Below are 26,781 nucleotides of genomic sequence, written 5' to 3' on the forward strand. Positions count from 1 at the left end.
CTTGGGGCTCTGGCGTCTCGCCGGAGCCCCTTGCCTCACCTCACGCTTTCGCAGCCGCGCGCCATGCGGGCCATGCTTCGCGGATGACGCCCACCGCGGACTTCAGGAACAGCAGCGCGATGACGACACCCACCACGATATCCGGCCAGCCACGACCGGTGAGCGCGACGCCACCGGCAGCCACCAGTACGCCGATATTGGCGGCGACATCGTTGCGCGAGCACGCAAAGGTGCTTTTCATGTTGATGTTGAGCGTGCGGAACCGCCACAGCAACGCCAGGCACACCAGATTGGCCGCCAGCGCGATGGCGCCGAAGCCGAGCATCACGCCGCTGGAAGGGGGCACGCCCTTTGCCAGCTTGGCGATGACCTCCAGCACGATGAACACAAAGAAGCCCAGGATCAGCGCCCCCTTGGCCAGGGCTGCACCGGCTTCCCAGCGCGCCCCCCGGTTCACTGCCCACAGGCTCAGGCCGTACACGATGGCGTCGCCCAGCATGTCGACAGCGTCGGCCTGTAGCGCGCTTGAGCGCGCCACGACGCCTGCGCCGAACTCGATGAGGAACATCGCCAGGTTGATGATCAGTACCGCCACCAGCACGCGCCGTTGCGCACTGTGGAGTGCCAGCGCTTCCAGGTCCCGGCGCTTGTGGCCGCAGCAGTGATCCATGGGTATCTCCGGCCAGGCCTGGCCTGGGCTTGAAAAGAGGTGGGGCAGCCGTTATCAACCCTGTAGCCCCTACAAGGTCAAGCCCATGTCCGCTCACCTCACCATCGGCCAGCTGGCCCGCCAGACCGGCACCAAGGCCGAGACCATCCGCTATTACGAAAAGATCGGCCTGCTCCAGCCACCGCTGCGGTCGGACGGCAACTACCGCTACTACAGCGCACAGGACCAGCGGCGGCTGTCATTCGTGCGCCGGGCCCGGGAGCTGGGCTTTTCCATCGAGCAGATCCGCGAGCTGATCGCCTTGGGTGAGCAGCGCGAGCACGAATGCAGCTCGGTGGACGACGTGGTGAAGGCGCATATCGCCGACATCGCGCGCCGGATCCGCGACCTGCAGGCGCTGCAGGGCGAACTGCAGCGGATGATCGGCAATTGCCCGGGCGGGCGCGTAGCCGATTGCAGGGTGCTGGAAGCACTTCAGCCGAAGGCCGCCGCTTGACCTTGTAGCTGCATCAAGGTTTACAACGCCGGGCTACTTCGCCACCGCGCGGCCATGCCGCCCTGACGACCCATGACCCTGTTTGCCCATCCGCTTGCCCTGGCGTTGAGCGCCGCCCTGCTGTCCGCCGCTGCCCCCGCCAGTGCGCATGAACCACCCGCCGCGCACGACGACCACCACGATGAGGCCGTGGAGCTGGATGCGGTGGTGGTGCAGTCCACCCGCTCAGGGCGTCGCGTTTCCGACGAACCGATCCGGGTGGACGTCGTATCGCAGGAGGAGATCGAAGAGAAGCTGCTGATGTCGCCGGGCAACGTCTCCATGCTTGTGGCCGAGACGGCGGGCGTGCGGGTGCAGAACACCTCGCCGGGCATGGGGGCGTCGAATATCCGCATCCAGGGCATGCGCGGCCGGTATACCCAGCTGCTGGCCGATGGCCTGCAGCTGTACGGCGGTCAGTCATCGTCCATCGGTCTGCTGCAGATTCCCCCGACGGACCTGGGCAGTGTCGAGATCATCAAGGGCAGCACATCGGCGTTGTACGGCCCGGCAGCGTTGGGCGGCGTGGTGAACCTGATATCGCGTCGGCCCAAGGAGACCGCCGAGGCTGAAATGCTGCTCAATGCCACCAGCCGCGGCGGCCAGGACGTGACTGGCTACGCAGCCGGGCCGCTGGCCGAGCGCTGGGGCCTGTCGGTGGTGGGTGGCTACCATCGCCAGGACCGCCAGGACCTGGACGGAGACGGCTGGGCTGACATCCCCGGCTACGAGCGAGCCACGGTCCGGCCGCGTCTGTTCTGGGAATCGGACGATGGAGCGCGTGCGCTGCTGACGGCAGGCGCAATGCGCGAGAGTCGGCTGGGCGGGACGCTGCCCGGTCAACGGGCGCCCGATGGGCAGCCCTTCGCTCTGACACAGCGCACGGAGCGCGTTGACGCTGGCGTCGTGCTCGATGTTCCGGTGCGCGAGAGCGACCGCCTGCAGCTACGTGCATCGGCCATGTCCACCGATCACGACCACGGGTATGGCCCTGAACAGGACAACGACACCCATCAGACCGGATTTGCCGAAGTGAGCTACGCGTCCGGCGCTGGCGCCACCAGCTGGCTGGCGGGCATTGCCGCGCAACAGGACCGGTTCCGTTCCGCGCGATACCCGCAGATTGATTACCGCTACACGGTGCCCGCCCTGTTCGTTCAGGCCGAGCAGGCGTTGCGCGATGACCTTACGCTTTCGGGCAGTGCGCGCTGGGATCAGCATAGCGCCTATGGCGGGCACTTCAGCCCCCGCGTATCACTGTTGTTCCGCCCTGATGCGTGGACTCTGCGCGCCTCGATCGGCAGAGGCTTCTACGCGCCTACCCCCTTTGTCGAGCAGATCGAGGCCGCTGGCCTGTCACGGCTGGAGCCGCTGAGTGGCCTTCGCGCGGAGATCGCTACCACCGGGTCCATCGATGCAGGCTACGTGCAGGGCCCGTGGGAATTGAATCTCAGCGTGTTCGCATCCGGCATCGACCATGCGGTACGCCTGGTGGAGTCTGCGACCGCCCCGGGTGAACGTGTGCAGCTGATCAATGTGGCGGGTGTCACCCGCACGCGTGGCAGTGAACTGCTGCTGCGCTACCGCTGGCAGGACGTCACGGTGACCGGCAGCTATGTCTACACCGACGCGCGCGAACCCGGTGCGGAAGGCGCTGGCCGCCGCCCGGTCTCGCTCACGCCCCGGCACAGCGCAGGACTGGTTGCCATGTGGGAGCAGCATGATCGTGGCCGCGTGGGGCTCGAAGCCTACTACACCGGCATCCAGGCGCTGGATGACAGCCCCTGGCGTCGACGCAGCCGGCCGTACCTGGAAGTGGGTGCGCTGGGTGAAATGGTGCTTGGCAGAGTCAGCCTGTTCCTCAACCTGGAAAACATCCTCAACGTCCGCCAGAGCGGTTACAACCCGATGCTGCGGCCTCGTCGCGCCGACGATGGCCAGTGGACCGTGGACGCATGGGCGCCGCTGGAAGGGTTTGTGGTGAACGGCGGTGTGAGGATGAAGTTCTAGGGCGTGGTCCAACGCGGAAGGGCGATGTCCGCCTCCGGGCAGAAGCGGACACTCGCCCTACCCTCGATAAACATCCCTGATCCTAGAGCTGGACTGCTTCCCTGCCCCATTCGCCTGCCAATGTCCGATATCGGCCCAGATCGGATCCGCCCTGGGCCGATAGACATCCCAAGGCCGAGGTCCAGAATCCGACGGCTACGGACTTGCGAATGCCATCGCGACGCCCCTGCCAGCATGGCACGCTCGGCGCTCAGAACCCGCGGGAGAACCCGATGAACAGCGTTGCACTCCCGCTGGTATCGCGTTCGATCAAGGGGCTGTCGGTGATCTTGTCCGGCAGGAATTTGTACTGCGCAAAGCCCATCAGCATCCATTTCTCGCCCAGCGGCCTGAAGTAGCTCACGCCCACGTGCGGGATGGTTACCGCGCCGGGCTTGTAGTCGACCACGCCGCGCGCCACCTCTTCCTTCAATGTGCCGTAGTAATAGTTGGCCATGTCCTTGGACTGCCACGTAACGCCCGCATTCGGGGTGAGCCGGGCCTTGCCCACATCAAAGCCGTAGCCGTACTGCAGCGAGAACTCCTGACCGCCGCTGGTGTCGGTGGCATCGGCCAGCAGTTCGGCCTCAAGTTCGCCGCCACGGCCGGACCACTTGACCTTGGCACCCAGGTCCAGGCCCATGTCGCGATCGTCCAGCAAGCGGTAGTCCACCCCGTTGCGTGCCAGCTCGCTGCGGCCCAGGTCCTTTACATCAAACCCATCCATGCGCCCTTTGGCTACAGCGGCCAGTTCAAAAGAATCGTTCTTGAGGAACACCCAGCCGGCGCCCAGCCCTTCGAAGTAGAACCGCTCGCCGTGGTAGCTCACCAGCGGGATCGGCATCACGCGGGTGCCTTCACCGGCATAGGGGCTGTCTGTTACCACGGCTGCCAGGCCCAGCCCCCAGCGTGGGGGGCCTTGGTCATCGGGACCGCCACCGGGGCCCTCCTGCGCCAACGCCGTGAACGACAGACTGCAGGCCAATACGGGACAGAGAAACTTGATCATGGGACGCCAGACCTCACCAGGAAGAGAGCCCGCTGTTGCGGGAGAGGCCGCGCTGAATGCACGCGGCCGGTTCCAGGTGAGAATGAAGTGGCGATGTCGCCGCAATGTCGTGGGTGGAGCTCAGCGCATTACTAGCCGCTGTACGATCAGGGCACCTCGACTACGCTGGCTGACACATCCAGGGTAGCGCGGGTGCCGCGGGTGCCTGAGTCGATCCCCAGTGTCCAGCGGAAGCGCTCGCAGATGCGCCCAATCAGGAACAGTCCCAGTCCCTGGCCCCGTATCGGAGCCGGTTGACGAAGGCTGTCCCGGTAGCGTCGCGCGGCTTCCACCGGGTCGAAGCCACTGCCCGAATCGATCACAGCCACCCTGCCCTGCGAAAGCACGATCTCTACGAATCCCACATCGGTGTTCTCGATCGCGTTGCGGATCAGGTTGCTTACCGCAATGCGCACCATCGCCTCTGGCGCCGCGACGAAGGTTGGCTCCAGCGCGCCAAGGCGGAGCTGGGCGTCCTTGCCGCGAAGCAGGTATTCATGATCGAGCACCAGGCGTGGCAGGAAGTCATGCAGTGCGGTTATCTCCGCGTCTTCAACGCCCGGTCCGGCCTCACGGGCCAGGTAGAGCAACGCGACCATCGTTTCAGACAGGTCCTCCACCGCGTACTCGATGCGTGCCAGCGCTGGCTGCGAGGCAGCTGGCAGTGGAAGCTGCCGCAGGACATCAGCCGCCCCGGCAATCACCGCAATGGGAGTGCGGAATTCGTGACTGGCCTGGTCCAACAGGCTGCGCTCACGTTGTATGAATTGAGCCACGCGTTCCAGGTGGGCATTGCTGGCCTGCGCGATCACCTGTATTTCTTCTCGCGGATAGTCTGTGGGCAGGCGTGCGCTGGCATCGCTTGGATCGATGGCCTGCATGCGGGCAGCGAGGTCGCGCACCGGGCGCACGAGGTTGGCATGCAGCCAGACGATGAAGCCACCAATGACCGCAGCAAAGCACAGGATCCAAAGCAGGCTGAGGCGCGCGTAATGATTCTGCTGCTGCTCAAGCGGCTCGATGTTCACTACGGTTACCAGCCTGCCATGTGGCAGGCCAGCCACCACGGCATGGTAGGTCTCCCCACTATCCAGGTTCACCGCATCGCCAAAGAGCGACGCTTCGGACGTGTAGATGCCCGGCGGAAGGTGGGCCAGCTGGCGCGGCAAGCCGGACGGAACGACGCCTTCGCGCAGGTACCAGGAGCGCACCAGTCCTTCGCTGGGCAGTGCGTCTTCGTGGCCGCTGCGGACCCGTTCTGCATGGTCGTCGGAGATCGCGCGGGTCAGATCTTCCCAGTAGCGATCTTCCATCAACAGTTGGCCGCTGAAGCTCTGTACTGCGATGGCTAGCAATACCAGTAGACCGAGCAGGATCAGGGCAACGCTGGTCCACCAGTGAACCCCACGCAGGCGCGGAGGACTATTCACCTGGGCTCAACCTGTAGCCCGACCCGGCTACGGTATGCAGCAACGGCGCTTCTTCATTCTGTTCAAGGGCGCGGCGCAACACGTACATATGTGAGCGCAGCAGATCGGTCCCTGGCGCCACCTCGCCCCAGGCCACGCGCTCCAGCTTTGCCCGGGTTACCACCTGCGGGCTCTCGCGCATCAACAGCTCCAGAAGGCGGCGGCCGGTACGGGTCAGGCTGATTTTCCTGCCGGCCCGGTGCGCCTGCAGGGTGCCAAGGTCGAAGGCCAGGTCGCCCACCCGCAGCACGTTGTCGGTGGCGCCGGCATGGCGGCGGCGCGCCACCAGCGAACGCAGCCGGACCTCGATCTCCGGTAGCGCCACCGGTTTCACAAGGTAGTCGTCCAGCCCTGCCTCGAATCCATCAATCTTGTCAGCCACCTGGTCGCGGGCGGTCAGCATGATCACCGGTACGTGTTTCTTTGCCTCGCCGCGCAGGCGCCGCAACACGGTCAGCCCGTCCAGGCGGGGCAGATTCCAGTCCAGGACAATCGCGTCATAGTCCTTGGACGAGGCCAGGTGCAGGCCAGAAAGACCGTCGGGTGCGGCGTCCAGGGTGTGTCCGCAGGCTTCCAGGAAATCGTAAAGGTTCGCCGCAAGCTGCGCGTTGTCTTCGATTATCAGGATGGACAGCGATTCCCTGTTCATGACATCCCCAGTAGGCCGAACAGCCTCAAGAGAAACCCTATCACGCCAATGATCGCTGCGAAGAGAAACAGCAGCAGGCTGGCGTTGAGCAGGTACTTCAATAGCGTATACACCAGGCGATGCCGATGCTTGAGCGCCACCCCGACCTCGCGGAGGGGCGCCAGACGGGCGAACAGCCAGCTGATCGGCCCCTGCCGGTCTTCGGGTGTATTGGGCACCGTCATCGCCCAGGCGAGTCTGGCATAGAGGCGGTTGAAGGCACGCCCCAGCAGGTTCATCGGACGCTCCACATCACACATCAGGATCACCCGATTCGTGGTGCTGTCGTTGCGTGCGAAGTGCGGGTAGGTCTCGTCGAAAACAAAGTCTCCGCCATTGCGCCAGGTTATGAAGTGGCCGTCCACGCAGATGTAGCAGTCCGCCGTGCCTGGCGTATCCAGTCCCAGGTGATAACGCAGGGAGCAGGCAAGTGGATCGGAATGCATGCTCAGCTCCGCGCCCGCAGGCAGCACCGAGAACATCGCGGCACGAATCCCTGGTATGCCCTCCAGCAGCCGCACCGTGGCCGGGCACAGGCGCTCTGCCGAGCGGTGTGGATCGGCGTACCACTTGAGATAGAACTTGCGCCAGCCGCGCTTGTAGAACGTACGGAAACCAAGATCATGATGCCCGGCCGACCCCGGTGCCGACGCCGCTTCGAACGCGCCGGACGCATGCAGTTCCATTGCTTCGTCGCGGATCCTTCGCCAGTTGCGGCGCAGCCGCTCGATGCCCTCAATGTAATGCGGTTTCAGTACCGGTTGCCGCGCCTCGCGTGCCGTGGCCATGTACAGCAGGCAGTTGAGCGGTGCGAACACTGGCCAGCTTTTGCGCAGGTACTGCGAAAACCCCTGGTATCGCTGCTGTCCACGGAAGCGGTAGAGATACAGGATGCACGCCGAGATGTAGATCAACATTCCGGCCATCACGATCATCATGACAATCATGCTGATACTCCCAACGAACCAGCTGTACCAGCGGCGACAGGACGCGTTCGCCTGCGCAGACCTCCGACCAGGTCGTCCATCGCGCAGTAGGCCACCGGGATGATCAACAGGCACAGCACCGTCGATGTCAGCAGGCCGCCGATCACCACAATCGCCATCGGTGCGCGGAAACTCGGATCAGCCCCCAGGCCCAGCGCCACCGGCAACATGCCCGCGCCCATCGCAATGGTGGTCATCACGATCGGTCGCACGCGCTTGCGGCAGGCATCCACCACTGCGCGGCGGCGATTCATGCCCAACTCGCGGCGCGCGATCACGATGTAGTCCACCAGCAGGATCGCGTTCTTGGTGGTGATGCCCATCAGCATGATCAAGCCGATCATCGAAGGCATCGACAGGCTCTGCCCAGTCAGCAGCAGCGCCACGAACGCCCCTGGTATTGACAGGCACAGCGCTACAAGTACCGTCAGCGGCTGCGCAAAGTCCTTCAGCAGCAGTACCAGCACCATGTAAACGCACATTACCCCGGCAGCCATTGCCATTCCGAAGCCCGCCAGCAGTTCGCTCATGGCTTCGGCATCACCCGCGGGCGCCATGGTGATGCCGTGCGGCAGCCGCGACAGGCTCGGCAATGCCATTGCCGCACGTTCGACATCGCCCAGTGGCAGTCCATTGAGCGCGACCTTCAGGCTGATGTTTCTCTGCCGGTCGTAACGGGTCAGCTCGGCGGGGCCGGACAGCAGCGCCAGGTCTGCCACGCTCTCCAAGGGCACCGGACCGCGGACCCCGGGGACAGGCAATCGGCGCAGCGTTTCCAGGTCGTTGCGGCCGCTGTCGGCCAGCCTCACTAGCACCGGAACCTGCCGCTCGCTCAGGTTCAGTTTGGCCAGGTCCTGGACATAGTCACCCAGCGTGGCCACGCGCAGGGTATCGGCGATCGCGCGGGAGGTGACTCCCAGGTCGGCAGCGCGTGCGAAGTCGGGACGCACCACCAGTTCCGGCCGCACCAGTGCAGCGGAAGACACCACGGCACCGATGCCGGGTATGCCTCGCAGTTCCCGCTCAACGAGGCGCGCATGATCGGCCAACCGATCGCCGTCGTCGGCGCTCAGAACCAGTTCGAGTCCTTCGCTGTCGCTGCCCACGCTGACGCGCGCGCCCGCCAGTTGCTGCAGTTCCGTGCGTAGCTGCCCTTCGATGATTGAACGGGTAAGGCCATTGCGCTCACTGCGCGCCACCAGGTTGGCGGTGAGTACGGCCGTGGCTACGCTTGCCGTGGGTGCAGTTTCGCCCGGGTCTCCGGAGCCGCCGCTACCCCCGCCTATTGAGGTGTGCACCGAGGCCACCATCGGGCTGCGCACGGCGATCTCGCGGGCGCTCTCGGCCAGCCCAAGGGTGTCTGCCAGGGCGCTTCCCGGGGGTAGGGCCAGGCTGATCTGTACCTGGTTGCCGTCATCTGGCGGCATGAACTCGCCCGGCAGCTGCGCGGCCACCAGCATGCCCAGCGCAACCATCGCCACCGCACTGGCCAGGGTCAACACCGGCCGATGCATGCAGGCTCGTACCCACTGCAGATAGCGCAGTACCCAGCGCGGCTCCTTGTGCCGCTTCGCCGACGCCCTGAGCAGGAAGGCGGCCATGGTCGGGGTGAGCATCCGCGCCACCAGCAGGGAGAACAGGACCGCTACCGCTGCGGTCCATCCAAACTGCAGGAAGTACTGGCCGACGACGCCCCCCATCAACGAGGTAGGCAGGAAGACCGCCACCAGCGTGAGGGTGGTGGCGATCACCGCCATGCCGATCTCGTTGGCGGCTTCGCCGGCTGCGCGCAGGGGCGTCTTGCCCATCAGGAGGTGGCGCTCGATGTTCTCGATCTCCACGATCGCATCATCGACCAGCACGCCGACGACAAGTGACAGCGACAGCAATGACACCGTGTTGAGCGAGAAGCCCATCAGATGCATCACCGCGAACGTCGGAACGGCCGATAGTGGCAAGGCAATCGCGGCAATGAAGGTCGCACGCCAGTTGCGCAGGAAGCTGAGCACCACCACCACCGCCAGCACCGCACCTTCCAGCAGCAGCATCATCGAGCCGCGGTAGTTCTCCGCCACGGGCCCGGCGTAGTCCACCGCCTGTTCGAAGTGAATCTGCGGGTAGCTCTCCTGCAGGTCGGCAATAACGGACTGCGCTGCTCTGGCCACCTCCAGCTCGCTCGCGCCGCGCGAGCGCAGCACATTGAACGAAACTGCCGGGCGGCCATCCATCAACGCAGCCGTACGAGGCTCGGCCACGGTATCGCTTACCTCCGCCACCTCGCCCAGCCGTATGCGGCGGCCGTCGGTCAGGGTGAGATTCATGTCGGCGATGCGCTCGGCGGAATCCACGGTGGCGACAGTGCGAACTGACATCTCTGCACGCCCGAGAGCCACCCGCCCACCGGAGGCCTCCAGCTGCAGCTGACGCAACTGATGGGAAACATCGGCAGCGGTGGCATTCAACGCCAGCAGTCGGCCGGGGCTCAACGCCACCCGAACTTCGCGGTCCACGCCGCCAACGCGCGATACTGCACCTACGCCCGCCTTGCCTAGCAGCCGCTTGCTTACCTGGTTGTCCACGAACCAGGACAGCGCCTGCATGTCCAATGTGGTCGAGCTCAGCGCATAGGTCACCACCGGCTGGCTGGCCAGTTCCGCCTTCTGGATAACCGGGTCTCGAAGTTCGGCGGGCAGATCCGCGCGGACACCGGCCACCGCGTCGCGTACGTCATCCATTGCCTCTTGTACAGGTTTGCCGATGTGGAACTCAGCGCTGATGGTGGCCACGCTGTCGGCCAGCGTCGTCTTGATGTGCTTTATGCCCTGCCGATTGGCCAGAGCATCCTCGATCCTGCGTGCAACGTCGTTTTCCAGTTGTGCTGGTGAGGCGCCAGGTAGCGTTGCGGTGATGGTGATGATGGGAAAGTCGATATCCGGGAAATTCTGTACCTTCATCGCCGCAAAGCCGAAGGCACCGACCAACGCAAGCGCAACGAACAGCAGCGTCACTGCCACCGGATTGCGGATCGACCAGCCAGACACGTTGAGGTTCATGAGTGCGAGGCCTTACCTGAAGCAGGTACGCTGATAACCCGCACGAAGTCGCCGTCATTGAGGAAACCAAGACCAGAGGCCACCACCGCATCAGACGGTTCAAGGCCTGATACAACTTCCACCCGGTCCGCGCTGCGGCGGCCCACCTCAACACGGCGAGTGAGTACCCTGCCGTCCTGCCCTACCTGCATTACGTAATTGAAGCCATCGCGGAGCAGCACCGCAGCTTGGGGAAGTGTGAACATGCCCTCCTCGCCGACCGCGATGTATCCCTGCACGAATGCGCCCGCACGCAATGGCGCGCCGGCAGGAAGATCCACGTAGACCAGCCCGCTGCGCGTGGCGACGTCAATCACCGGCCCGAGCGCACGTACGCGCCCTTCCAGAGATCCGGCTCCCGGTATGCTGATGTTCACCGTCTGGCCGGGCCGCATGGCGAGCAGATCTTCCGATGCCACCACTGCACGCCACTCCAGGCGCCCATCCCGGATCAAGCGGAACAGTTCCTGGCCTGCTGGCACCACCGCGCCCACGGTGGCTGTGCGGGCACTGATGATCCCGTCGCTGGGTGCCAGTACCCGAGTCTGCAGTAGCCGTAGGCGGGCCCTCTGCACTACCGCCCGCGCTGAATCCAGGCGCGCGCGTGTAGTGAGCGCCGTGGCCTGGTACTGATTAAGCTGCTGCCGGGCAATAGCGCCGGAGGCATCCAGCACTTGAGCCCGCTGCAGGTTGGCGGCAGCCTGGCTCGACTCTGCAGCAGCCAGTGCTACCGCTGCAGCCGCCTCGCCCAGCTCGGCCTCAATCAGGCCAGGATTGAAGCTCGCCAGTAGCTGGCCGCGTTGTACTGTGTCGCCGACATTCACCTTCACATCGGTAAGGCGCAACCCGTTAGCCTCTGCACCAATGCTGGCTTCTTCCCACGCAGCAACGCTGCCAGTAGCTGGCGCGTGTACTTGCAGCGGAGTGTGCAGCGGCCGCACCAGATGCACGGAGATTACGGGGGCAGGCGCAGGGACGGGCGCTGCATCGTCCTCGGCAATGCGCACCCAGGCGGTGGCAACAGTTGCTGCGGCCAAACACAGCCCCGTTGCGAGGGCGAATCGGTTGCGTTTCATGGCTGGGCGTCCTCGAGCCTGCCCGTTGAGCGGTCAGGCCGACACCGGGCGCTCCTCACCGGCATGGTGAAGCGTCAGCGACGAGGATGGCCGGCGCGTGTCGTTCAAATGTCGTGGATGCAGGACAGCGAGATTGGGCGCAACGGTGCCGCGAGCGATCAGCGGGGCACCAAGCCTGTGAGATCACTTGCGAAGATCATCGTGATTGCTCGCCCAACCCCGATGGGCGGTCCAGATCTCCTCCTGCTTCTACGCGCTGACGGTTGCGGGGTAATATTCCATCGCCCGCTACCGTTGTGGTTGATGTGGGCTTCCGCTAGCGCGGCGCTTGAACAGTAAAAATTCTCTCTGCGCCATTGAATGATTCAATCGGGAGCTGCGATGTGTGCACTCAGTGAGGTCAGTGCCCTGCTATCAAGACTGCAGGGTCAAGTTCGAGTTGAGGATCCAGTCGTACGCTACCTGGGCGCGCTCTTTGCCGAACTCGCGTACTACCACGTTCCGGAAGCGGAGCTCGATGACAGCAAGCGCGCCCTTCTGATCCCTTGCGAGAGTTACCAGGATCTGGTGCAGTCGGGAAGCCGACCGAACGTGCTGAAGTTGGTCAACCAAGTAGAAATCCCCGAGTCGGATACGTTCATCGTGACCAGCCCCGGGGTCATCGTAGTCGGAGTGCGCGTTCATCGAACGCTGTTCTTGGGCTTTCGCGGTACACAATTTCTGTTCGATTGGTCAATCAACCTGCGCTCATCCAGGATCAGTCTATCTCGATGGGCCGGGCGGAGTGATCGGTTTCATGAAGGCTTTGCGATGGAAGCCATCCGGATATCCCAACAGATTGATGGGAAGCTCTTCGAAATGGGGAGAGGTTCGTTTGACAATGTCGTCTTTAGTGGTCACTCGCTAGGTGGTGCTGTCGCCGCTATCAGCGCTTTGATCCTTGAATGGCCAAGATCGGCGGTCTGTCTCATGGGAGCGCCGCGGTACTGCAATCTGTCTGCGCTTGCTTCAGGCTATCGGCAACTGCCGATGCAGGTTCGTCGTGCTGGCGATGGAGTGCCTACCGTACCGCCAAAGTTTCTCGGCTACGCGGACCATCTCCGGCAGATCAGTACCGACGGCAGCGCATATTCAGAACCAGATCACTTTAGTGGTTTGTTTGGCGGTTTCGTTCGTTGGGCGGCTTTTCTCGTGTCTGGGGCCAAGTCTCATAGCGTGGAAAGCTATCGCAAGGAAATGGGACGCGCGGCAGGTGCGGCTAAGGCTGAGTCGGATCTGACGTGGCACCCACGACTAACCAATGCTCATGTGAGGAAGTCGAAGTCAGCTCCTTGATTTCTTTCTGGGCCTTCACGCGGTGGTTCTCTACTTGTAAACCGCCGCGCCGGGATGATTGCACACCGGATTTCGAGCCTTGCACCGCCCGCGACCTTTATCGGTGGCGGCTTCTGCCTGCCCGCAAGCAGCGCCGCCACGACCAAGCGCTACTCCCCTGCCCCGCAACCGATCCTGGAAGTGCCCGCGAACGGCCCCGCTCTGGACCGGAACGCCCGCACTGCCCTGCTGCGCAGCATCGGGTCGGGCGCCACCTCCGATGGCCAACCTTGGCCAGAGCGCCACCTGATGTCCGGCCGACGCATCGCCCTGGCTGACACCCACTGCTCGCTGGCCGGTTTCCTCGCCTGGCGCAGGTACGCGATGTGGCATGCGTTAGTCGAGCATGGCTCGACTCTACAGATGCGCTGGATGCACCAGCGCCACCCCGGGTCAGAACGAAACCTGCGCTCGCACGCCCACGGTATTGCCGGAGTCAGGCCCCTGGGCGTTGCCAACCTTGTTGTCGGTCTTCCAGTGAACGTAGTTCAACATCAGGCGCGACCAGTTGTTGAGGTACCAGTTCACCCCGAGCGTCCATGCCGTGCCCTCGCCGCCCCGGGCCGCATCGAGAAAGTCGTAGCGGTCATAGCGCGCGGCCAGCTCGAAGGCGCCAACGCCACCCTCCTGTACCGGACGCAATACGCGCGTGGTACCCCAGACCCCAGAGCGGCTGCTGAACCCGGGGCGCTCGCCGGTGATCAGCCAGCCTGCGTAGACCGATGTCGCCCGCTGGTCGACCGAGTCGACCGTGCGTGACGCGATGGTGCGGGTGGTGTGCTCGGCGAAGGCCCACACCGGGCCGTACACTCCGCCCAGCTCAAGCCCCCAGGCGCGGTTGTCGGTGACGTTGGCGATGGAGCTGGCCGACACGCGCACGTTGCCGTTCCAGCCCAGCGCGATCGGAGAGGTCTTGTTGATGCTGCCGACATCCTGGCCGAGATCCTCGTACCAGTACCAGCCTCCCAGATGCACGAAGCCTGCCTGGCCACGCAATGGGTTCCAGTGCGCGCGCAGCAAATACGCAATGGTGTCGCTGGCCGTGCTGTCATTGCCGATATCGTCACCGGTCACCGCCGCGCTGGCGTGCCAGCCATCACCGATCACCTTGGTGGTGACGCCCAGCCCGTAGTACCCGCTCTGCTGGGCACCGACCGACGCCACCGCATTGCGCTGCATGAATGGTGTATTGACGCCGCTGGTGCCACCATCGATCCCACGGTCCTTGAGCTTGTTGCCCACGTAGATTTCCGTTGGCAGGCCACCCAGCCGCGTGTCCCAGGACAGATAGGTGTCCTTCAGCGAGACATCGTTGCCCGCAAAGTCCGCATCGATCTTGTAACCCAGTGGTCCCATCCGACCTTCGGCACCGAGGCGGCCGCTGGCCAGATCGGTGCCGTTGATGTTGCGTGCGTCGAATGCGGAACCGTGGGTACTGCTGAAATCGACCATCACCCGGCCGCGCGGGTGGAAGGTGAACTGGCCATCACTGCTGCGGAACTCAGGTCCACCCTTGCGCCAGCGCACATTGCCGTCACCGCCTCCACCGGTTGCGGCGAGCTGTGCCACCTGCGCCTGCAGAATGGCCATGTCGTCCTGGCGGGTGTCAGCGATGGCCGCAGCCACCTGTGCATCGAGGCCCGCATCGCTGCCGGGTGCCACGCCGGTACTTTGAGAGGCCCCCTCCAGTGCAGCCAGTCGTGCGCTCAGCTGCTCCAGCAGGGATGCCTGATCGCGCAGTTGCTTTGCCTGCTGCTGCACCTGCGCACGCAATCCGGCTTCGGTATCGCCAGCCGCGGCCAGCACAGAGGGGGAAGCCAGCAACAGGCAGCCGCCGGCAGCCGCGCCAAGCGCGGCACGCTTCAGTGAGTTCATGCAGTTCTCCCGAATGAAATACAGTGTGCGGCTCAGTCGCCCGCGCCATCATCGTCCAGCGAGCGAGGTGGCTGAGCAGCAGCGGCGGGTATCGCGCTGGCATCGTGCGGCGGCAGCCGCACAGGCGGCGGCCCGAGGTAGCCGTGGCTGCGTGCCCAGTTGGCGAAAAGCCGCGGCCACTGCGCCACCAATGTCCCGGGCTTGCCCAACCCCCAGCTGTGGCCTCCGGCTTCGAACAGATGCAGCTCCACCGGAATGCCCGCCGCATGCGTGGCCTGGTACATCGCCACGCTGTGGCCGACATCCACGGTACGATCGTCCACGGCCTGGGCCAGGAACACCGGCGGCATGTCCTTGCGGACGTGTTGTTCGACCGAATAGGCCTGCTGTGCGTCATCCTGGCTGGCCAGTTCCCGCTTCGACCGGGTGTGGTCCAGCGGCGGGCGCATTGAGACGACCGGATAGATCATGCCAAGGAAGTCCGGGCGCGCTGACAGCTGGTCGGCTGCATCCACCGGCGGATACAACGGGGCATCGAAGCGCGTGGCGACGATACCGGCCAGATTGCCGCCGGCGGAAAAGCCCAATGCGCCGATGCGCTCCGGATCGACCCCCAGGCTTGCGGCCTGCGCGCGCAGCAGCCGCATGGCGCGCTGGCCATCCTGGAAGGGCGAAACCGGCGCCCACCCATCGGCAGGCAGCCGGTAGTACACCACGGCGGCCGTGACGCCCAGCGATTGCAGCCACTGCGCCGTCGGCTTGGCGGCGCTGCCAATCTGGATGCGGAAGTAGCCGCCACCGCCGAAAATCACCACGGCTGTTCCGTTCGGTTTCAGCGGTCGGTAGATCTCCATGCGCGCGTTACTGACTCCCGAGACCGCGCCCTTCGCGCTGCCTTCGGCGCCGATCCGTTCCGGGCCACGCGCGCGTTGCTGCCAGTGGTCCTGCGGCCAGAGCGGAATCACCTCGGGTGCCGAGGCAGGCGGCGCTGCCGGCACCGCACCGGCAAGCAAGGGATTCAGCAGGAACAGAAGCACCGCCAACCCACGCAGCTTCCCCACATGCAGACTCATATCACGCCCTCCCGTCGGCCTTTACGGGGCGAAGTGTGCGTCGAGTCGCGCTGGCGTCCTATAGCCGGATGGGACTAGCTGGGCCGTGCTTTTCTGTGTGCGCTGCAACATCAAAGTGGATGCTTCTGGCTGGAGCGTCACCAGAGGATTCGCCATTACACGCTTCGCCAGGCGTTCTTGTTTTCCCGCCCCTCCCCGCTCCAGCAACCGGCTTTGCTGCAGGAGGCGCTGCTTCCATGGGAAGCGACTGGCTCGAGGGTCAGCCGAGCATGGCTCGGCTCTACAGAAGAGCCAGCTCGCGCGCAAGGAATGGCGCCGTCCTGCTGCCTTTGGCCCGCGCCACCTGCTGCGGTGTTCCCTTCGCCACGATGGTGCCCCCTGCCCCGCCAGCGCCGGGGCCTACATCAATCACCCAGTCCGCCTGCGCGACCGCGCGCATGTCGTGCTCGATCATCACCACGGTATTGCCGGCATCCACCAGCCGTTGCAGCTGCACCAGCAGCCGGTCCGCGTCGGAGGCATGCAGGCCGGTGGTGGGTTCATCCAGTACGTACAGTGTGCGCCCGCGCTGGCTGCGCTGCAGCTCTGTGGCCAGCTTGATGCGCTGGGCTTCGCCACCTGAAAGCTCGGTGGCCGGCTGGCCAAGCCTCAGGTAGCCCAGGCCGATTTCCTGCAGCAACTGCAGTGGGCGGGCAATGGCATCCTCTTCGCTGAAGAACGCACGCGCCTGGTCCACCGTCATCTGCAGGACTTCGGCGATGTTGCGGTCATTCCACTGCACCTTCAGCGTGGCTTCGTTGTAGCGGGCGCCATGGCAGGTCGGGCACGGCGCATAGACGCTGGGCATGAACAGCAGTTCGACGCTGACAAACCCTTCGCCTTCGCAGGTTTCGCATCGGCCCTTGGCCACGTTGAACGAGAAACGGCCGGCGTCGAAACGGCGGCGGCGCGCGGCCGGTGTTGCGGCGAACAGCTTGCGCACGTGATCGAACAGGCCGGTATAGGTGGCCAGATTGGAGCGCGGCGTGCGCCCGATGGGCTTCTGGTCGACCTGCACGACGCGTTGGATGGCATCCACATCGCCGGCCAGTCGGCCTCGCGTTGCTTCAATCACGCTCGGCCCGTCGGTGGGCTCGGCGTCCACGCCCTCGTCCGCCGGCTCGTGCCCCAGGTGCAACAGCATCAGCTCCGGCAGCGCCTGGGCCATCAGGCTGGACTTGCCCGAGCCGGAAATGCCGGTGACGGCGGTCAGCAACCCCAGGGGCACTTGTGCGTCCACACCCTGCAGGTTGTGCCGATGGATGCCTTGCAGCTGCAGCCAGTTGCCGGCGCTGCGCTGACGGCTGGCGGGCGCAGGCACCTGGTCGAAAAGATACCGGGCCGTGCGCGAGTCCTGGACGTGGCGCAGGCCGTCGGGCTCGCCACTGTAAAGGACCCGTCCGCCGTGCTCGCCGGCCTCCGGGCCCACATCCACCAGCCACTGCGCGCGGCGCATCAGCTCCAGATCGTGTTCAACCACGAACACCGAGTTGCCGCCGTCGCGCAGCCGGTCCAGCGCGTCGTACAGCGCCTGGCTGTCGGCGGGATGCAGGCCCGCCGAGGGCTCATCAAGCACGTACAGCACGCCGAACAGCAACGAGCTGAGCTGCGTGGCCAACCGCAGGCGTTGCAGTTCGCCGGCCGACAGCGTGGGCGTGGCGCGATCCAGCGAGAGATAGCCCAAGCCCAGTTCACGCAGCTGGCGTACCCGCGCCATGACTCCGCCTGCCAGCCGTTGTGCGGCCAGGCGCTTCTCTTCGGACAGAGCCGAAGTCAGCCGCACGTCGGGGGCGCCCTCATGGGTCGCTTGGCCACTCGCGGCCCGACGCGCGCGATCGCGGGGTGTCGCACTCCTGCGGGTGCGAGCGCCCTTGCTGTGCGCGCTGAAGTCGCCTTGCGCCACCGGCTCCAGCAGGTCGGCCAATTGATCCAGTGGCAGCCGCATGAACTCGCCGATATCCACACCGGCAAAGGTGACCGACAGCGCCTCCGGCTTCAGGCGCTTTCCGTGGCAGGCCGGGCACAGCTTGCCTTCCATGTAGCGCGACACGCGTTTGCGCATCAGCGCGCTCTGGGTGTTGGCAAAGGTGTGCAGCACGTAGCGGCGCGCGCCGGTATAGGTGCCCATGTAGCTGGGTTCGAGCTTGCGCTTGAGCGCGGCGCGGGTCTCTGCAGGGGTGAACCCGGCGTAGACCGGCACGCTGGGCGTTTCCTCGGTGAACAGGATCCAGTCGCGGGCCTTCTTCGGCAGCTTCTTCCACGGCACGTCGATGTCGTAGCCCAGCGTGACCAGGATGTCGCGCAGGTTCTGGCCATGCCAGGCCGGCGGCCAGGATGCGATGGCGCGCTCACGGATCGTCAGCGACGGGTCCGGCACCATCAGCGCTTCGGTCACTTCGTAGACATGCCCCAGGCCGTGGCAGGTGCTGCAGGCGCCCTGCGGCATGTTGGGCGAGAAGTCTTCGGCGTACAGCATGGGCTGATGGGCCGGGTAGGCCCCGGCGCGCGAGTACATCATGCGCACCAGGCTGGACAGCGTGGTCACGCTGCCCACCGATGAACGCGCATTGCTGGCACCGCGTTGCTGCTGCAGGGCCACTGCCGGCGGCAGGCCGTCGATGGCATCCACATCGGGCACGCCCACCTGGTCGATCAGGCGCCGTGCATACGGCGCCACCGACTCGAAGTAGCGCCGCTGCGCTTCAGCGAACACGGTGCCGAAGGCCAGCGATGACTTGCCCGAGCCCGAGACCCCGGAGAACACCACCAGTGCATTGCGCGGAATGGAGACGTCGACGTTCTTGAGGTTGTGCTCGCGTGCACCACGCACCTCGACGCAACCGCTGGCGGCGGCAGCGCATGACGACTCGCCAAAGGGGGTGTTGGACATCGTTACGATCCTGCAGGCAGTGAGTGGCGCGCTTCAGGGCGCGCCCAGGGATGCATTTTCGCTGCTGCGGGGTGAATGTGGGTGATGGGCGAGCCGTGCCCCCCCCTCACCCCGGCCGCAGCATCGCTACCAACGCCCCCATCAGGGCGCTCCCTGCCGCCACGACCAGCCACGCCTTCCCCACACTACGGGTATTGAAGATGCCCACGGCGACGGCGATCAACAGCACGAACCCCAGCAGCGAACTGGTCAGGACCGAAACGGACGTGCGTACATTCACCAGCGAGGGCAGCAACAGCGCCAGTGCCGTGGCGGTAAGCGCGGTGAACACGTAGCCCCCCACCGAGGCAGCCAGCACCCGGCTCGCTACCTGCCAGCGATGGGCCGCGCCCTGCCCGGGTGCGGGCTTGCCACTGCGCGCGGCCTCGTGCGTCTGTGGCCAGCGGCGCTGCAGCATCAGGGCCATTCTTGCCAGCATCAACCCGAAGGCCAGGGCGACCAGCTCCACGCCGGCCTGCTGCCATGCGCCGCGCTGCAGGTACATCAGCAGCCCCTGCCCGGTGGTTGCCAGATTCACCAGCGGCAGTGCCAGGCACAGCGCGGCGGCCAGCCACAACTGCTCGATCCAGGCCAGGCGCGGTGGACGCCACAGTGCATGCAGCACCGAGGCCGCGCAGGTTAAAAGGAAAATGCGTATCTCCCACGCGCTGCGATCGCTCATTTCCAGTGGCAGCAACCGATTGCCGTGCAGGTAGACGATGCTTGCCAGTGCCACCCCGGCCAGCGATGCCACGTTGAACGCCTCCACGCAACGGTAGATGCCTGCCGTGGCGGCGCCGAACTCCTGCTCGCTGCGCTTGCGCCGCTTGATGGAGAACAGCAGCGTGCCGATGGCGATCATCGCCGTGCCCAGCAGGCCGCTGATGAAGTACAGCCACTTCATCGGCCAGCCACCGAAATCGGCCTTGTGCAGTGCTTCGATGGTTTCGTGTACCTGCACGGCACCCAGTTGCTGCGGATGCGCTGCATGCTGCTGCAGGATCCTGCCGCTGGCCGCATCGAAGGTCACCCGGCTGGCCTCGCTCAACAGGTGCCTGCCGGCGTCCCCCGCTGTCTTGCGGCCCTCCACTTCCACCACGCTGTGCACGGTGCCGGGCGCCTGGATCATCACCAGTGCCGGCGGCTGACCGCTGATGGCCTGCGCCCGCGCAAGCAGGTCCGGCAGGTTCGGCAGCTGCGCGCCCGCAACCAGGATGCCGGCCGGGACAGGTCGCGCAGGTGCCAGTTCGGCTTCATAGCGCGCATAGGCGTCATCGGCATCGCCATAGGCTGCCTGCACCGGCCACGGCAGATAGCTGCTGTAGAAGAAGGTCAACCCGGTGTAGCCGATCATGAACAGGAACGGCAGGGTCAGAACGGCACTCAGGTTGTGCGCGTCCAGCCAGCTGCGCTGCCCCTTGCCCGGGCGGAAGGTGAAGAAGTCCTTGAAGATGCGCTTGTGCACCACCACGCCGGACACCAGCGCCAGCAGCATGCAGGCGGTGATCCAGCCGACCAGCCAGTAGCCGGCCATGCCGCCGTGCAGGGTGTAATGGAAGGACATGAAGTGGCGCCCGCCTTCGGTTTCCCGAAGGCGAGGTGGTGGTTGGGGCATGCCGGTGCCGGCCTCTACCCAGCGTTCGTGCGCGCTGCCGCCGTCATCCTCCCATGAGAGCTGCAGCGGCCAGCCGTGCTGGGCAGGCCAACGGATCTGCCATGCCCGGGCATCGGCGGCGTTTGCAGCCAACCACTGCTGCGCTCGCGCTGCCTGCGCACCTGCATCCATTTCCTGCGGGGAGGCCGGCACCGGGCCGGCCTCCATCCATCGCGTGATCGGCTCGCGGAACACGCTGAGCGTGCCGGTGAGGAAGATCGCGCACAACAGCCAGCCGCAGGTGAGGCCGCACCAGGTGTGCAGCCACGACATGCTCTGCCGGAAGCCCGCCTTCATGCCATCCCCGTGGCGGGCATGCCCTCGTCCCGCCGGTTGCGGAGGATCACAGCGCGCCGCGCAGCGTCAGCATCACGTTGCGGGGTTCGCCAAAGAAGTTGCCGCGGCGGATCTGGCTGATCATCGCGTAATAGCGCGTGTCGAACAGATTGGCCACGTTGACGCCCACGCTCCAGCGCGGATTGATCCGGTAGCCGGCACGCAGGTCCCACACCGCGCGTCCCGCCGCACCCATGCGCCAGTCCGGGTCGTCGTAGGCTGGATAGGAATAGCTGCTCTGTGCAGAGACGCCACCGCCCACGGAGAACGCATTCCACCGACCGGGCAGCTGGTACGACGTCGACAGGCGCAGCAGATGGCGCGGCGTTTCGGCGCTGATGGTGGCGCCTTCATCGTCGCGGCTGGTGACGTGGGTATAGCCCGCCATCATCTGCCAGCCGGGTGCCAGTTCGCCGCTGGCTTCGAGTTCAAAGCCCTTGCTGCGCAGCTTTCCACCATTGCGGTAGCAATCGGACGAGGCCAGCGAGCCGGGGCAGCTGCCCGGGTCGGAGGCGTCCACCACGGCGTTGCCGGTCTTGCGGATGGAAAACACCGCAGCGGAGACGTTCAGGCGCCCATCGTTCAGTTCGCCCTTCACGCCCAGCTCGTAGTTGGCGCCGATGGCGGGATCGAGCACCGCACCGGATGATGTGACGTAGGAGCTCTGCGGCTGGAAGGTATCGGCGTAGCTGGCGTAGACCGACCACTGCGGGCCCAGGTCGTAGACGAGGCCGGCGTACGGGGTGAATTCGTGCTTCTGTTCGTAGTCGCGGCTCTTGGCGCCGGTGAAGCCATCGTTGGACTGGTACTTCACCCAGCTCAGCCGGCCACCCAGCGTGAGGTGCAGCGGTTCTGCCAGCTGCAGGCGCAGGTTGCTGTACAGGCCGCTTTGTTGCGCACGCGCGTTTTCCGACCAGTCCCACGCGGGTTGCAGTGGCTGTGCAATGGCGCTGTGGTCCGGTGCGTAGACATCGATCGGCACGTCGATGGCCAGATCCGCCGAGCTCTGGCGGGTACGCTGGCGCGACCACATCGCCCCCAGCAGCAGCTGGTGGGTGCGGCCGAAGGCGTCGAAACTGCCGGTGGTGTGCAGGTCGATACCATCGCTGCGCACGCGCGATCGGTTGAAGTAGATGTCATAGAAGCGCGAACCGATGCCGGTGGCCCGGTCCACCCCGCCCACCGGAACCGCAACGCGCTGGTCCAGGTCCGATTCGGTGCGGTTCACCGACAGGCGCGCCTTCCAGCGCTCGTTGAAGCGGTGTTCCGCTTCGGCGAAGGCTTCGTCAACGGAGCCTTCCTGGCGGTTCCAGTCCTGGATGAGCGAGGTGGAACGCTTGATGTCCAGCGCCCCGCCATCGGTGTAGCGCGGCAGGCCGAACAGCCAGTAGCCGTCGGTGTCACTGGCCTGATGTCGCAGGCCGAAGGTGAGCGTGGTGTCCTGGCCCAGGTCGGCATCGATCACGCCGTAGGCCACCGGCGTCTTCGATGAGGTGCCGCGCTGGAAGTAGTCGCGGTCCTGGTAGGCGGCGACGAGTCGGCCACGTACCGTGCCAGCGGCATTGAGCGGGCCGCCACCGTCGACCTCGAGGCGATAGTTGTCCCACGAGCCCAGCGTGGCCGCCAGATCCAGGTGGGTCTGGTCGCGCGGGCGCTTGCGCACCATGTTGATCGCCCCGCTGGGGTCGGCCGCGCCGAGCATCATGCCACCGGCACCGCGCAGCACTTCAACCCGCTCCAGCACGGCGGTGTCGATCGGCAGCCAGCCCACCGGGGCATAGACGATGCCGGCCACGCCATCGACCAGATAGTTGCTGTCGTCCACGGTGAAGCTGCGGATCGAGAACTTGTGGTTGCCGAAGTTGCGGGCGGTCTTGGTCACGCCCGTGGTCTGCGCCAGTGCCTCGTCCAGTGTGGTGAGGTTGCGGTCGTCCAGCTGCTGGCGGGTGATCACGCTGACCGATTGCGGGGTCTGGCGGATGCTCTGCCCCAGCTTGCCCAGGCTCAGCTCACGTGTCATGTAGGAGCCATCGCCTGGGCCATTGGCGGTCACATTCACCGTCTGCAGGGTGGTCTGGGCATCCTTGCTGCGCGCAGGTGATGCTGCGTCCTGCGCCAGCGTGAACACGCCGGGGCGGGTGGCGTTGACACGCACCCCACTGCCCTCCAGCAGGCGCGCCAGTGCTTCCTGCGGCGTGTAGCTGCCTGTCACGGCCGGCGCGCGGCGGCCGGCCACCGCCGATTCACTGAACAACACCTGCTGCCGCGACTGTTCGGAGAAGCGGCGCAGTGCCGCGTCCAGCGGTTGGGCCGGAATATTGAACGGCATGCGCGCCGCCGGCTGCGCCTGTGCGATGGCCGGCGCGGCCAGTGCGCTGGAAATGCACACGGCCAGCAGCGGCAGCCGCGTGGCCTGTACCCCGGTAGAGAACGCGCGGGCGACAAGCGCGCGCTTGATCTTCATGTACCCCATTACCGCTCCATCATGCTTGGCCACCACTGGCCTCACTGGGGTAAACGGAAAACAGCGATGGAGTGGGAACCCGTGCTGGAACAATTTCTTCCTGCGGCGTCAGCGCGTCACAGGCCGCTCGTCGATGCGATAGCCGCCCTGCGCCGTGCGGGTCACCCGCACAGGCAACAGATCCGGCAGCGCCTCCACGAAGCTGGCCGGGGCGTCGGTGGCGGCGTAGCCGGAAACCGGCAGGAATCTCAGCCCCGGCTGGCCCAGCGTGACCGGGTGGCCCAGATACTGCGCGACTTCCTGTGCCACTTCGTCCAGCGGGGTGCGCCGGAACACCAAGCGCCCGTTGCGCCAACCGCCGATGCTGTCTGCACTGGCAGAGATGGGACGATACGTGGCTGTGGCAGTGGTAACGGCCAGGCCCTGTTCGGCGTACAGGCTGACCGGCGCGGTGCCTTCGGTGCGGTCCGGCTGTACCCGCACGTGCCCATGCAGCACCTTGACCAGCACTTCGCCCGGCCCGTTACGCACGTTGAAGGCGGTGCCGACCACGGTCACCCGGCTGCGCTGGGCATCGACGGTGAAGGGCCGCTCGGCCGCCGGGGCGACCTCGAAGAACGCCTCGCCCTGGCTGAGCACTACTTCGCGGCGAGAGCGATAGAAATGCACGGCCAGCGTGCTGCGCGCGTTGAGCGAAATCCGTGAGCCGTCGGGCAGTTGCAGATCACGGATCTCGCCAGCGGCGGTGCTCACGTCCTGTACGTAGCTGGGCGTGGTGTACCACCCATAGCCGACGCAACCCAGGGCCAGGAGCGCCACCGCCGCAGCGGTCGCCACGCGAGGAAGGCGTCGCGACCGCGCGCGGCGCGTCAGGCCGTCCGGTCGCAGGGCGGCAGGTGCCGCTGGCGCACGCGCGGCCTGAGTGTCCGAAGCCAATGCGGGGCGCGGCAGCTGGCCGAGGTCGTGCCAGGTCGTGGCCACGTCGGTGAACGCCTGCTGGTGCGCTTCGCTTTCGGCGAGCCAGTGCTGCAGGGCCGCCTCGTCCTCCGGGCGCCAGTCCACATCCTGCCGTCGCAGCAGCCACGTGGCCGCCGCCTCGTGCAGGGCAAACGGGTCAGAACCTGCGGCAGAAGGGAGATCGGTCATCGGCAGGGAAGATCGGCATCAATGGCAGGCGCCAACTCCTCGCCTGCCCCGCCGGACCGATGCAGTTCCTGCATCTGTTCCAGCGACGCATAGCGTACCCGCACTTGGCAGTAAGCAACCGCGCGCGACAGGTGCTTGACCACCATGCGCCGGGAGATCTGCATGCGGGCGGCCACCTCTTCCTGGGTCAGGCCATCGAAGCGGCAGAGCACGAAGGCTTCGCGTTGGCGCTCGGGCAGTTCGGCCATCGCATCTGCCAGACGTTGCAGGCGCTGGCGCTGTGCGGTGAGCTGCAACGGGCACTGTGATTCATCGCTGGCCATGGGATGGCCGGCATCCTCGGCATCTGCCAGGGGCACGGTCTGCACGCGGCGGCCTGCGCTGCGCTCGCGGTACTCATCGGCCACGGTGTTCATTACCGTCCGGCGAAGGTAGGCCCCCTGCTGATCGCTGGACGCCAGCGAAGGGTTTGCCGCAATCCATTTGACTGCGCCGTCGTGCAGGGCGTCCTCAGCGTCTCCGCCTCTGACACGCGCAAGGCCGCGGAGGATGGGCGCCCGCCAACGGGCATAGGCTTTGGAAAGCAGACTCCCGCCCGTGGATGAGCCGCTCTCGGCCAGGCCGGCCTCTGCTGATGCACTGTGGTTCGCGGCCCCGCCCGTGCCCCGGCCTAGCGCGGACACGGCGTCCTCAGGACAGATGCCTGCGGTCTGCACAGGTAGGGCGGGACATTCACTTGGATAGCCGGCGGATGGGCCGCACTAGGCGACAGAGGGGTGGAGACCTGCAAGTGTAGTGAGAGTCATTTGCAATTGGAACTCCCCCGCCCTGCCCGCGCCCCCTCGCGAAAGGCGCGCCGGTGCTACATCACTCGCGCGACGGGCCAGCACCTTCGGCAACCCTGACGAAGACGGGGTTGGAATAGAACCACAGATCCGCCCACGGATCCTCGCCGGGCGCGTCCGCCAGTGCATCCACCGCACCGGTGCTGTTGCCCCGCACCCGCACGAAGCCACCGCGCGGCGGCACCGGCACTGACCAGCGCGCCACGATCCAGTCGCCGTCACGCTGCCAGGTTGCCGTGTCGAATCCGCGCCGCTGCATCTGCAGCGCACCGCCCTCATCCCTGCTGCCCACGATCAGCTCGATGCGCTCCAGCGCCGGGTGCTGTCCGCTCGCGTTGGCGCGCGCCGGCTGCCGTGCCCGCACCTCCAGCTGCATCGTCTGCACTGCCGGCAGCACCAGCGTGCCGCCCATTCCGGCGCTGGAGTCGCCCGCGGCTACCCGCAGCTGCAGGGCGTCGATCAGGTCGCCGGTGACGGTGAACATGCGGCCGTTGCGCAGGGCATCCAGGATGTCTTCGGCCTCCGGCCGCGCCCATGCGTACGTCTTGCTGTACTCGCCCGGGTCGTAATCACGTCCGCCATCGCGCAGGTTCACATGCGAGTCGGAGTTGGCGGTAATCCAGAAGCGGATGCCATCAGCCAGCATCTGGTCCCAGATGCCACCGACCTGCGCGGTCATCTGGTCGTAGCCGCCCAGTGTCGGCGCGGCCGCGTTACGGTACAGCCCGCGTTCGCTGCGGATGGCCTGGTGCCCGGGGGCGCCCTCCATGCCCACCAGTACCTGGGGTGCGGCTGCATGCCAGCCGCGCAGCTCGTCCGGCGTTACCTCGCCCCACTCACCGATGCCGGTCGCGGTACGCGAAGGATGGTTGATGAACATCAGCGGCGCAGGGACCAGCCCGCGCAGGTAGGCCAGCGCTGCCTGCATCTGCTGTTCGCTATCGCGGCTGCCGTGCAGTGGCTCGCTGCGGCTGAAGTCCCGCTCGGCGATGACCAGCTGCTCCCGCTCCTGCGGGCCCGGCGCGATGATCAGCGAGGCGTGCTCGCCGGCCGGCACATCGAATTCCATGCCATTGAACTGGATCACCTCAGGGACGTCGGTACGCGCCTGCAGCAGCGCCGGATAGGCGTGGTCGCGGGTGACCGCGGAGTGGCCGGGGCCACCGTGGTCGGTGTGGACCATCCAGCGTAGGCCGAAGGCCCTGGCCTGTGCCGCGTTGTGGCTGCGGCTGTACGGCGAGTCGCCACCACGCACCGGCGTGGGCGGCGTGGTGCGGCGGTCCCAGTCCACGCTCCATTCGCTGTGCACGTGGTGGTCACCGGCCAGCCATTGGCGGCCAGCGTCGTCTGCCGGCCTTGCCGCCGCCGGGGCGGACAATGCCGGGGCCGCCGCTGCGAACAGCGCCAGCATTACAAGGTTCTTCATGGGTTCA

Annotated in this window: 18 protein-coding genes and 1 pseudogene; 4 read left to right on the top strand and 15 right to left on the bottom strand. The window is 65.9% G+C overall.

Annotation, left to right across the window (positions count from 1 at the left end; translation table 11 throughout):
* Window positions 1-40: 40 nt before the first annotated feature.
* Complete coding sequence (locus K5L94_RS11790; protein WP_274510491.1) at window positions 41-595, bottom strand: cation efflux transmembrane domain-containing protein; 555 nt, start codon at window positions 593-595, stop codon at window positions 41-43.
* A 160-nt stretch (window positions 596-755) separates the two neighbouring features.
* On the opposite strand from K5L94_RS11790, the gene K5L94_RS11795 reads away from it, so the two are divergent.
* Together K5L94_RS11795 and K5L94_RS11800 are read left to right on the top strand one after the other, a co-directional pair.
* Window positions 756-1,166: a MerR family transcriptional regulator gene (locus tag K5L94_RS11795; RefSeq protein WP_274510492.1), complete on the top strand. Its 411-nt coding sequence runs from the start codon at window positions 756-758 to the stop codon at window positions 1,164-1,166.
* Window positions 1,167-1,238: 72 nt separating this feature from the next.
* Window positions 1,239-3,215: a TonB-dependent receptor plug domain-containing protein gene (locus K5L94_RS11800; protein ID WP_274510493.1), complete on the top strand. Its 1,977-nt coding sequence runs from the start codon at window positions 1,239-1,241 to the stop codon at window positions 3,213-3,215.
* Between the two features lie 250 nt (window positions 3,216-3,465).
* Here K5L94_RS11800 and K5L94_RS11805 read toward each other — a convergent pair whose 3' ends face one another.
* The 6 genes from K5L94_RS11805 to K5L94_RS11830 all read right to left on the bottom strand — a co-directional run bounded on the left by K5L94_RS11805 (window position 3,466) and on the right by K5L94_RS11830 (window position 11,613).
* Complete coding sequence (locus tag K5L94_RS11805; RefSeq protein ID WP_274510494.1) at window positions 3,466-4,263, bottom strand: MipA/OmpV family protein; 798 nt, start codon at window positions 4,261-4,263, stop codon at window positions 3,466-3,468.
* A gap of 146 nt (window positions 4,264-4,409) precedes the next feature.
* Entirely contained in the window at window positions 4,410-5,615 is a 1,206-nt protein-coding gene (locus K5L94_RS11810) for a sensor histidine kinase (protein WP_274510495.1), read from the bottom strand.
* 109 nt (window positions 5,616-5,724) lie between these two features.
* Window positions 5,725-6,405, bottom strand: a complete 681-nt coding sequence (locus K5L94_RS11815) for a response regulator transcription factor (protein WP_053451305.1) — start codon at window positions 6,403-6,405, stop codon at window positions 5,725-5,727.
* A gap of 11 nt (window positions 6,406-6,416) precedes the next feature.
* Window positions 6,417-7,406, bottom strand: a complete 990-nt coding sequence (locus K5L94_RS11820) for an aspartyl/asparaginyl beta-hydroxylase domain-containing protein (RefSeq protein ID WP_274510496.1) — start codon at window positions 7,404-7,406, stop codon at window positions 6,417-6,419.
* Window positions 7,403-10,453 carry an efflux RND transporter permease subunit gene (locus K5L94_RS11825; protein WP_274510497.1) on the bottom strand — a complete coding sequence of 1,017 codons (3,051 nt, stop codon included), beginning with the start codon at window positions 10,451-10,453 and terminating at the stop codon, window positions 7,403-7,405. Before K5L94_RS11825 ends, K5L94_RS11820 begins: the two co-directional genes overlap by 4 nt.
* Window positions 10,454-10,494: 41 nt before the next feature.
* Window positions 10,495-11,613 carry an efflux RND transporter periplasmic adaptor subunit gene (locus tag K5L94_RS11830; RefSeq protein WP_180878404.1) on the bottom strand — a complete coding sequence of 373 codons (1,119 nt, stop codon included), beginning with the start codon at window positions 11,611-11,613 and terminating at the stop codon, window positions 10,495-10,497.
* Window positions 11,614-11,994: 381 nt separating this feature from the next.
* Here K5L94_RS11830 and K5L94_RS11835 point away from each other — a divergent pair, with 381 nt between their 5' ends.
* Window positions 11,995-12,948 carry a lipase family protein gene (locus K5L94_RS11835; protein WP_187299766.1) on the top strand — a complete coding sequence of 318 codons (954 nt, stop codon included), beginning with the start codon at window positions 11,995-11,997 and terminating at the stop codon, window positions 12,946-12,948.
* 117 nt (window positions 12,949-13,065) lie between these two features.
* Window positions 13,066-13,287 (top strand): annotated as a pseudogene (locus K5L94_RS11840) (hypothetical protein); the annotation flags it as partial.
* Window positions 13,288-13,380: 93 nt separating this feature from the next.
* Here the strand turns inward: K5L94_RS11840 and K5L94_RS11845 are convergent.
* The 8 genes from K5L94_RS11845 to K5L94_RS11880 form a co-directional block, all read right to left on the bottom strand.
* Window positions 13,381-14,862, bottom strand: a complete 1,482-nt coding sequence (locus tag K5L94_RS11845) for an OprO/OprP family phosphate-selective porin (protein ID WP_053449781.1) — start codon at window positions 14,860-14,862, stop codon at window positions 13,381-13,383.
* 32 nt (window positions 14,863-14,894) lie between these two features.
* A complete protein-coding gene (locus tag K5L94_RS11850; protein WP_274510498.1) occupies window positions 14,895-15,935 on the bottom strand; it encodes an alpha/beta hydrolase in 1,041 nt (346 codons plus the stop codon).
* 280 nt (window positions 15,936-16,215) lie between these two features.
* Window positions 16,216-18,864: an excinuclease ABC subunit UvrA gene (locus K5L94_RS11855; RefSeq protein ID WP_274510499.1), complete on the bottom strand. Its 2,649-nt coding sequence runs from the start codon at window positions 18,862-18,864 to the stop codon at window positions 16,216-16,218.
* Window positions 18,865-18,970: 106 nt separating this feature from the next.
* Window positions 18,971-20,854: a PepSY-associated TM helix domain-containing protein gene (locus tag K5L94_RS11860; protein ID WP_274510500.1), complete on the bottom strand. Its 1,884-nt coding sequence runs from the start codon at window positions 20,852-20,854 to the stop codon at window positions 18,971-18,973.
* A gap of 46 nt (window positions 20,855-20,900) precedes the next feature.
* Complete coding sequence (locus K5L94_RS11865; RefSeq protein ID WP_274510501.1) at window positions 20,901-23,357, bottom strand: TonB-dependent siderophore receptor; 2,457 nt, start codon at window positions 23,355-23,357, stop codon at window positions 20,901-20,903.
* A 108-nt stretch (window positions 23,358-23,465) separates the two neighbouring features.
* Window positions 23,466-24,503 (bottom strand): FecR family protein, encoded by a 1,038-nt coding sequence (locus K5L94_RS11870; protein WP_274510502.1) that lies wholly within the window; start codon window positions 24,501-24,503, stop codon window positions 23,466-23,468.
* Complete coding sequence (locus K5L94_RS11875; RefSeq protein ID WP_337999979.1) at window positions 24,500-25,219, bottom strand: RNA polymerase sigma factor; 720 nt, start codon at window positions 25,217-25,219, stop codon at window positions 24,500-24,502. Before K5L94_RS11875 ends, K5L94_RS11870 begins: the two co-directional genes overlap by 4 nt.
* Window positions 25,220-25,370: 151 nt before the next feature.
* Window positions 25,371-26,774: a CehA/McbA family metallohydrolase domain-containing protein gene (locus K5L94_RS11880; RefSeq protein WP_274510504.1), complete on the bottom strand. Its 1,404-nt coding sequence runs from the start codon at window positions 26,772-26,774 to the stop codon at window positions 25,371-25,373.
* Window positions 26,775-26,781 lie beyond the last annotated feature (7 nt).

It is taken from the genome of Stenotrophomonas forensis (assembly GCF_028752115.1).
GTDB classification, from domain to species: domain Bacteria; phylum Pseudomonadota; class Gammaproteobacteria; order Xanthomonadales; family Xanthomonadaceae; genus Stenotrophomonas; species Stenotrophomonas forensis.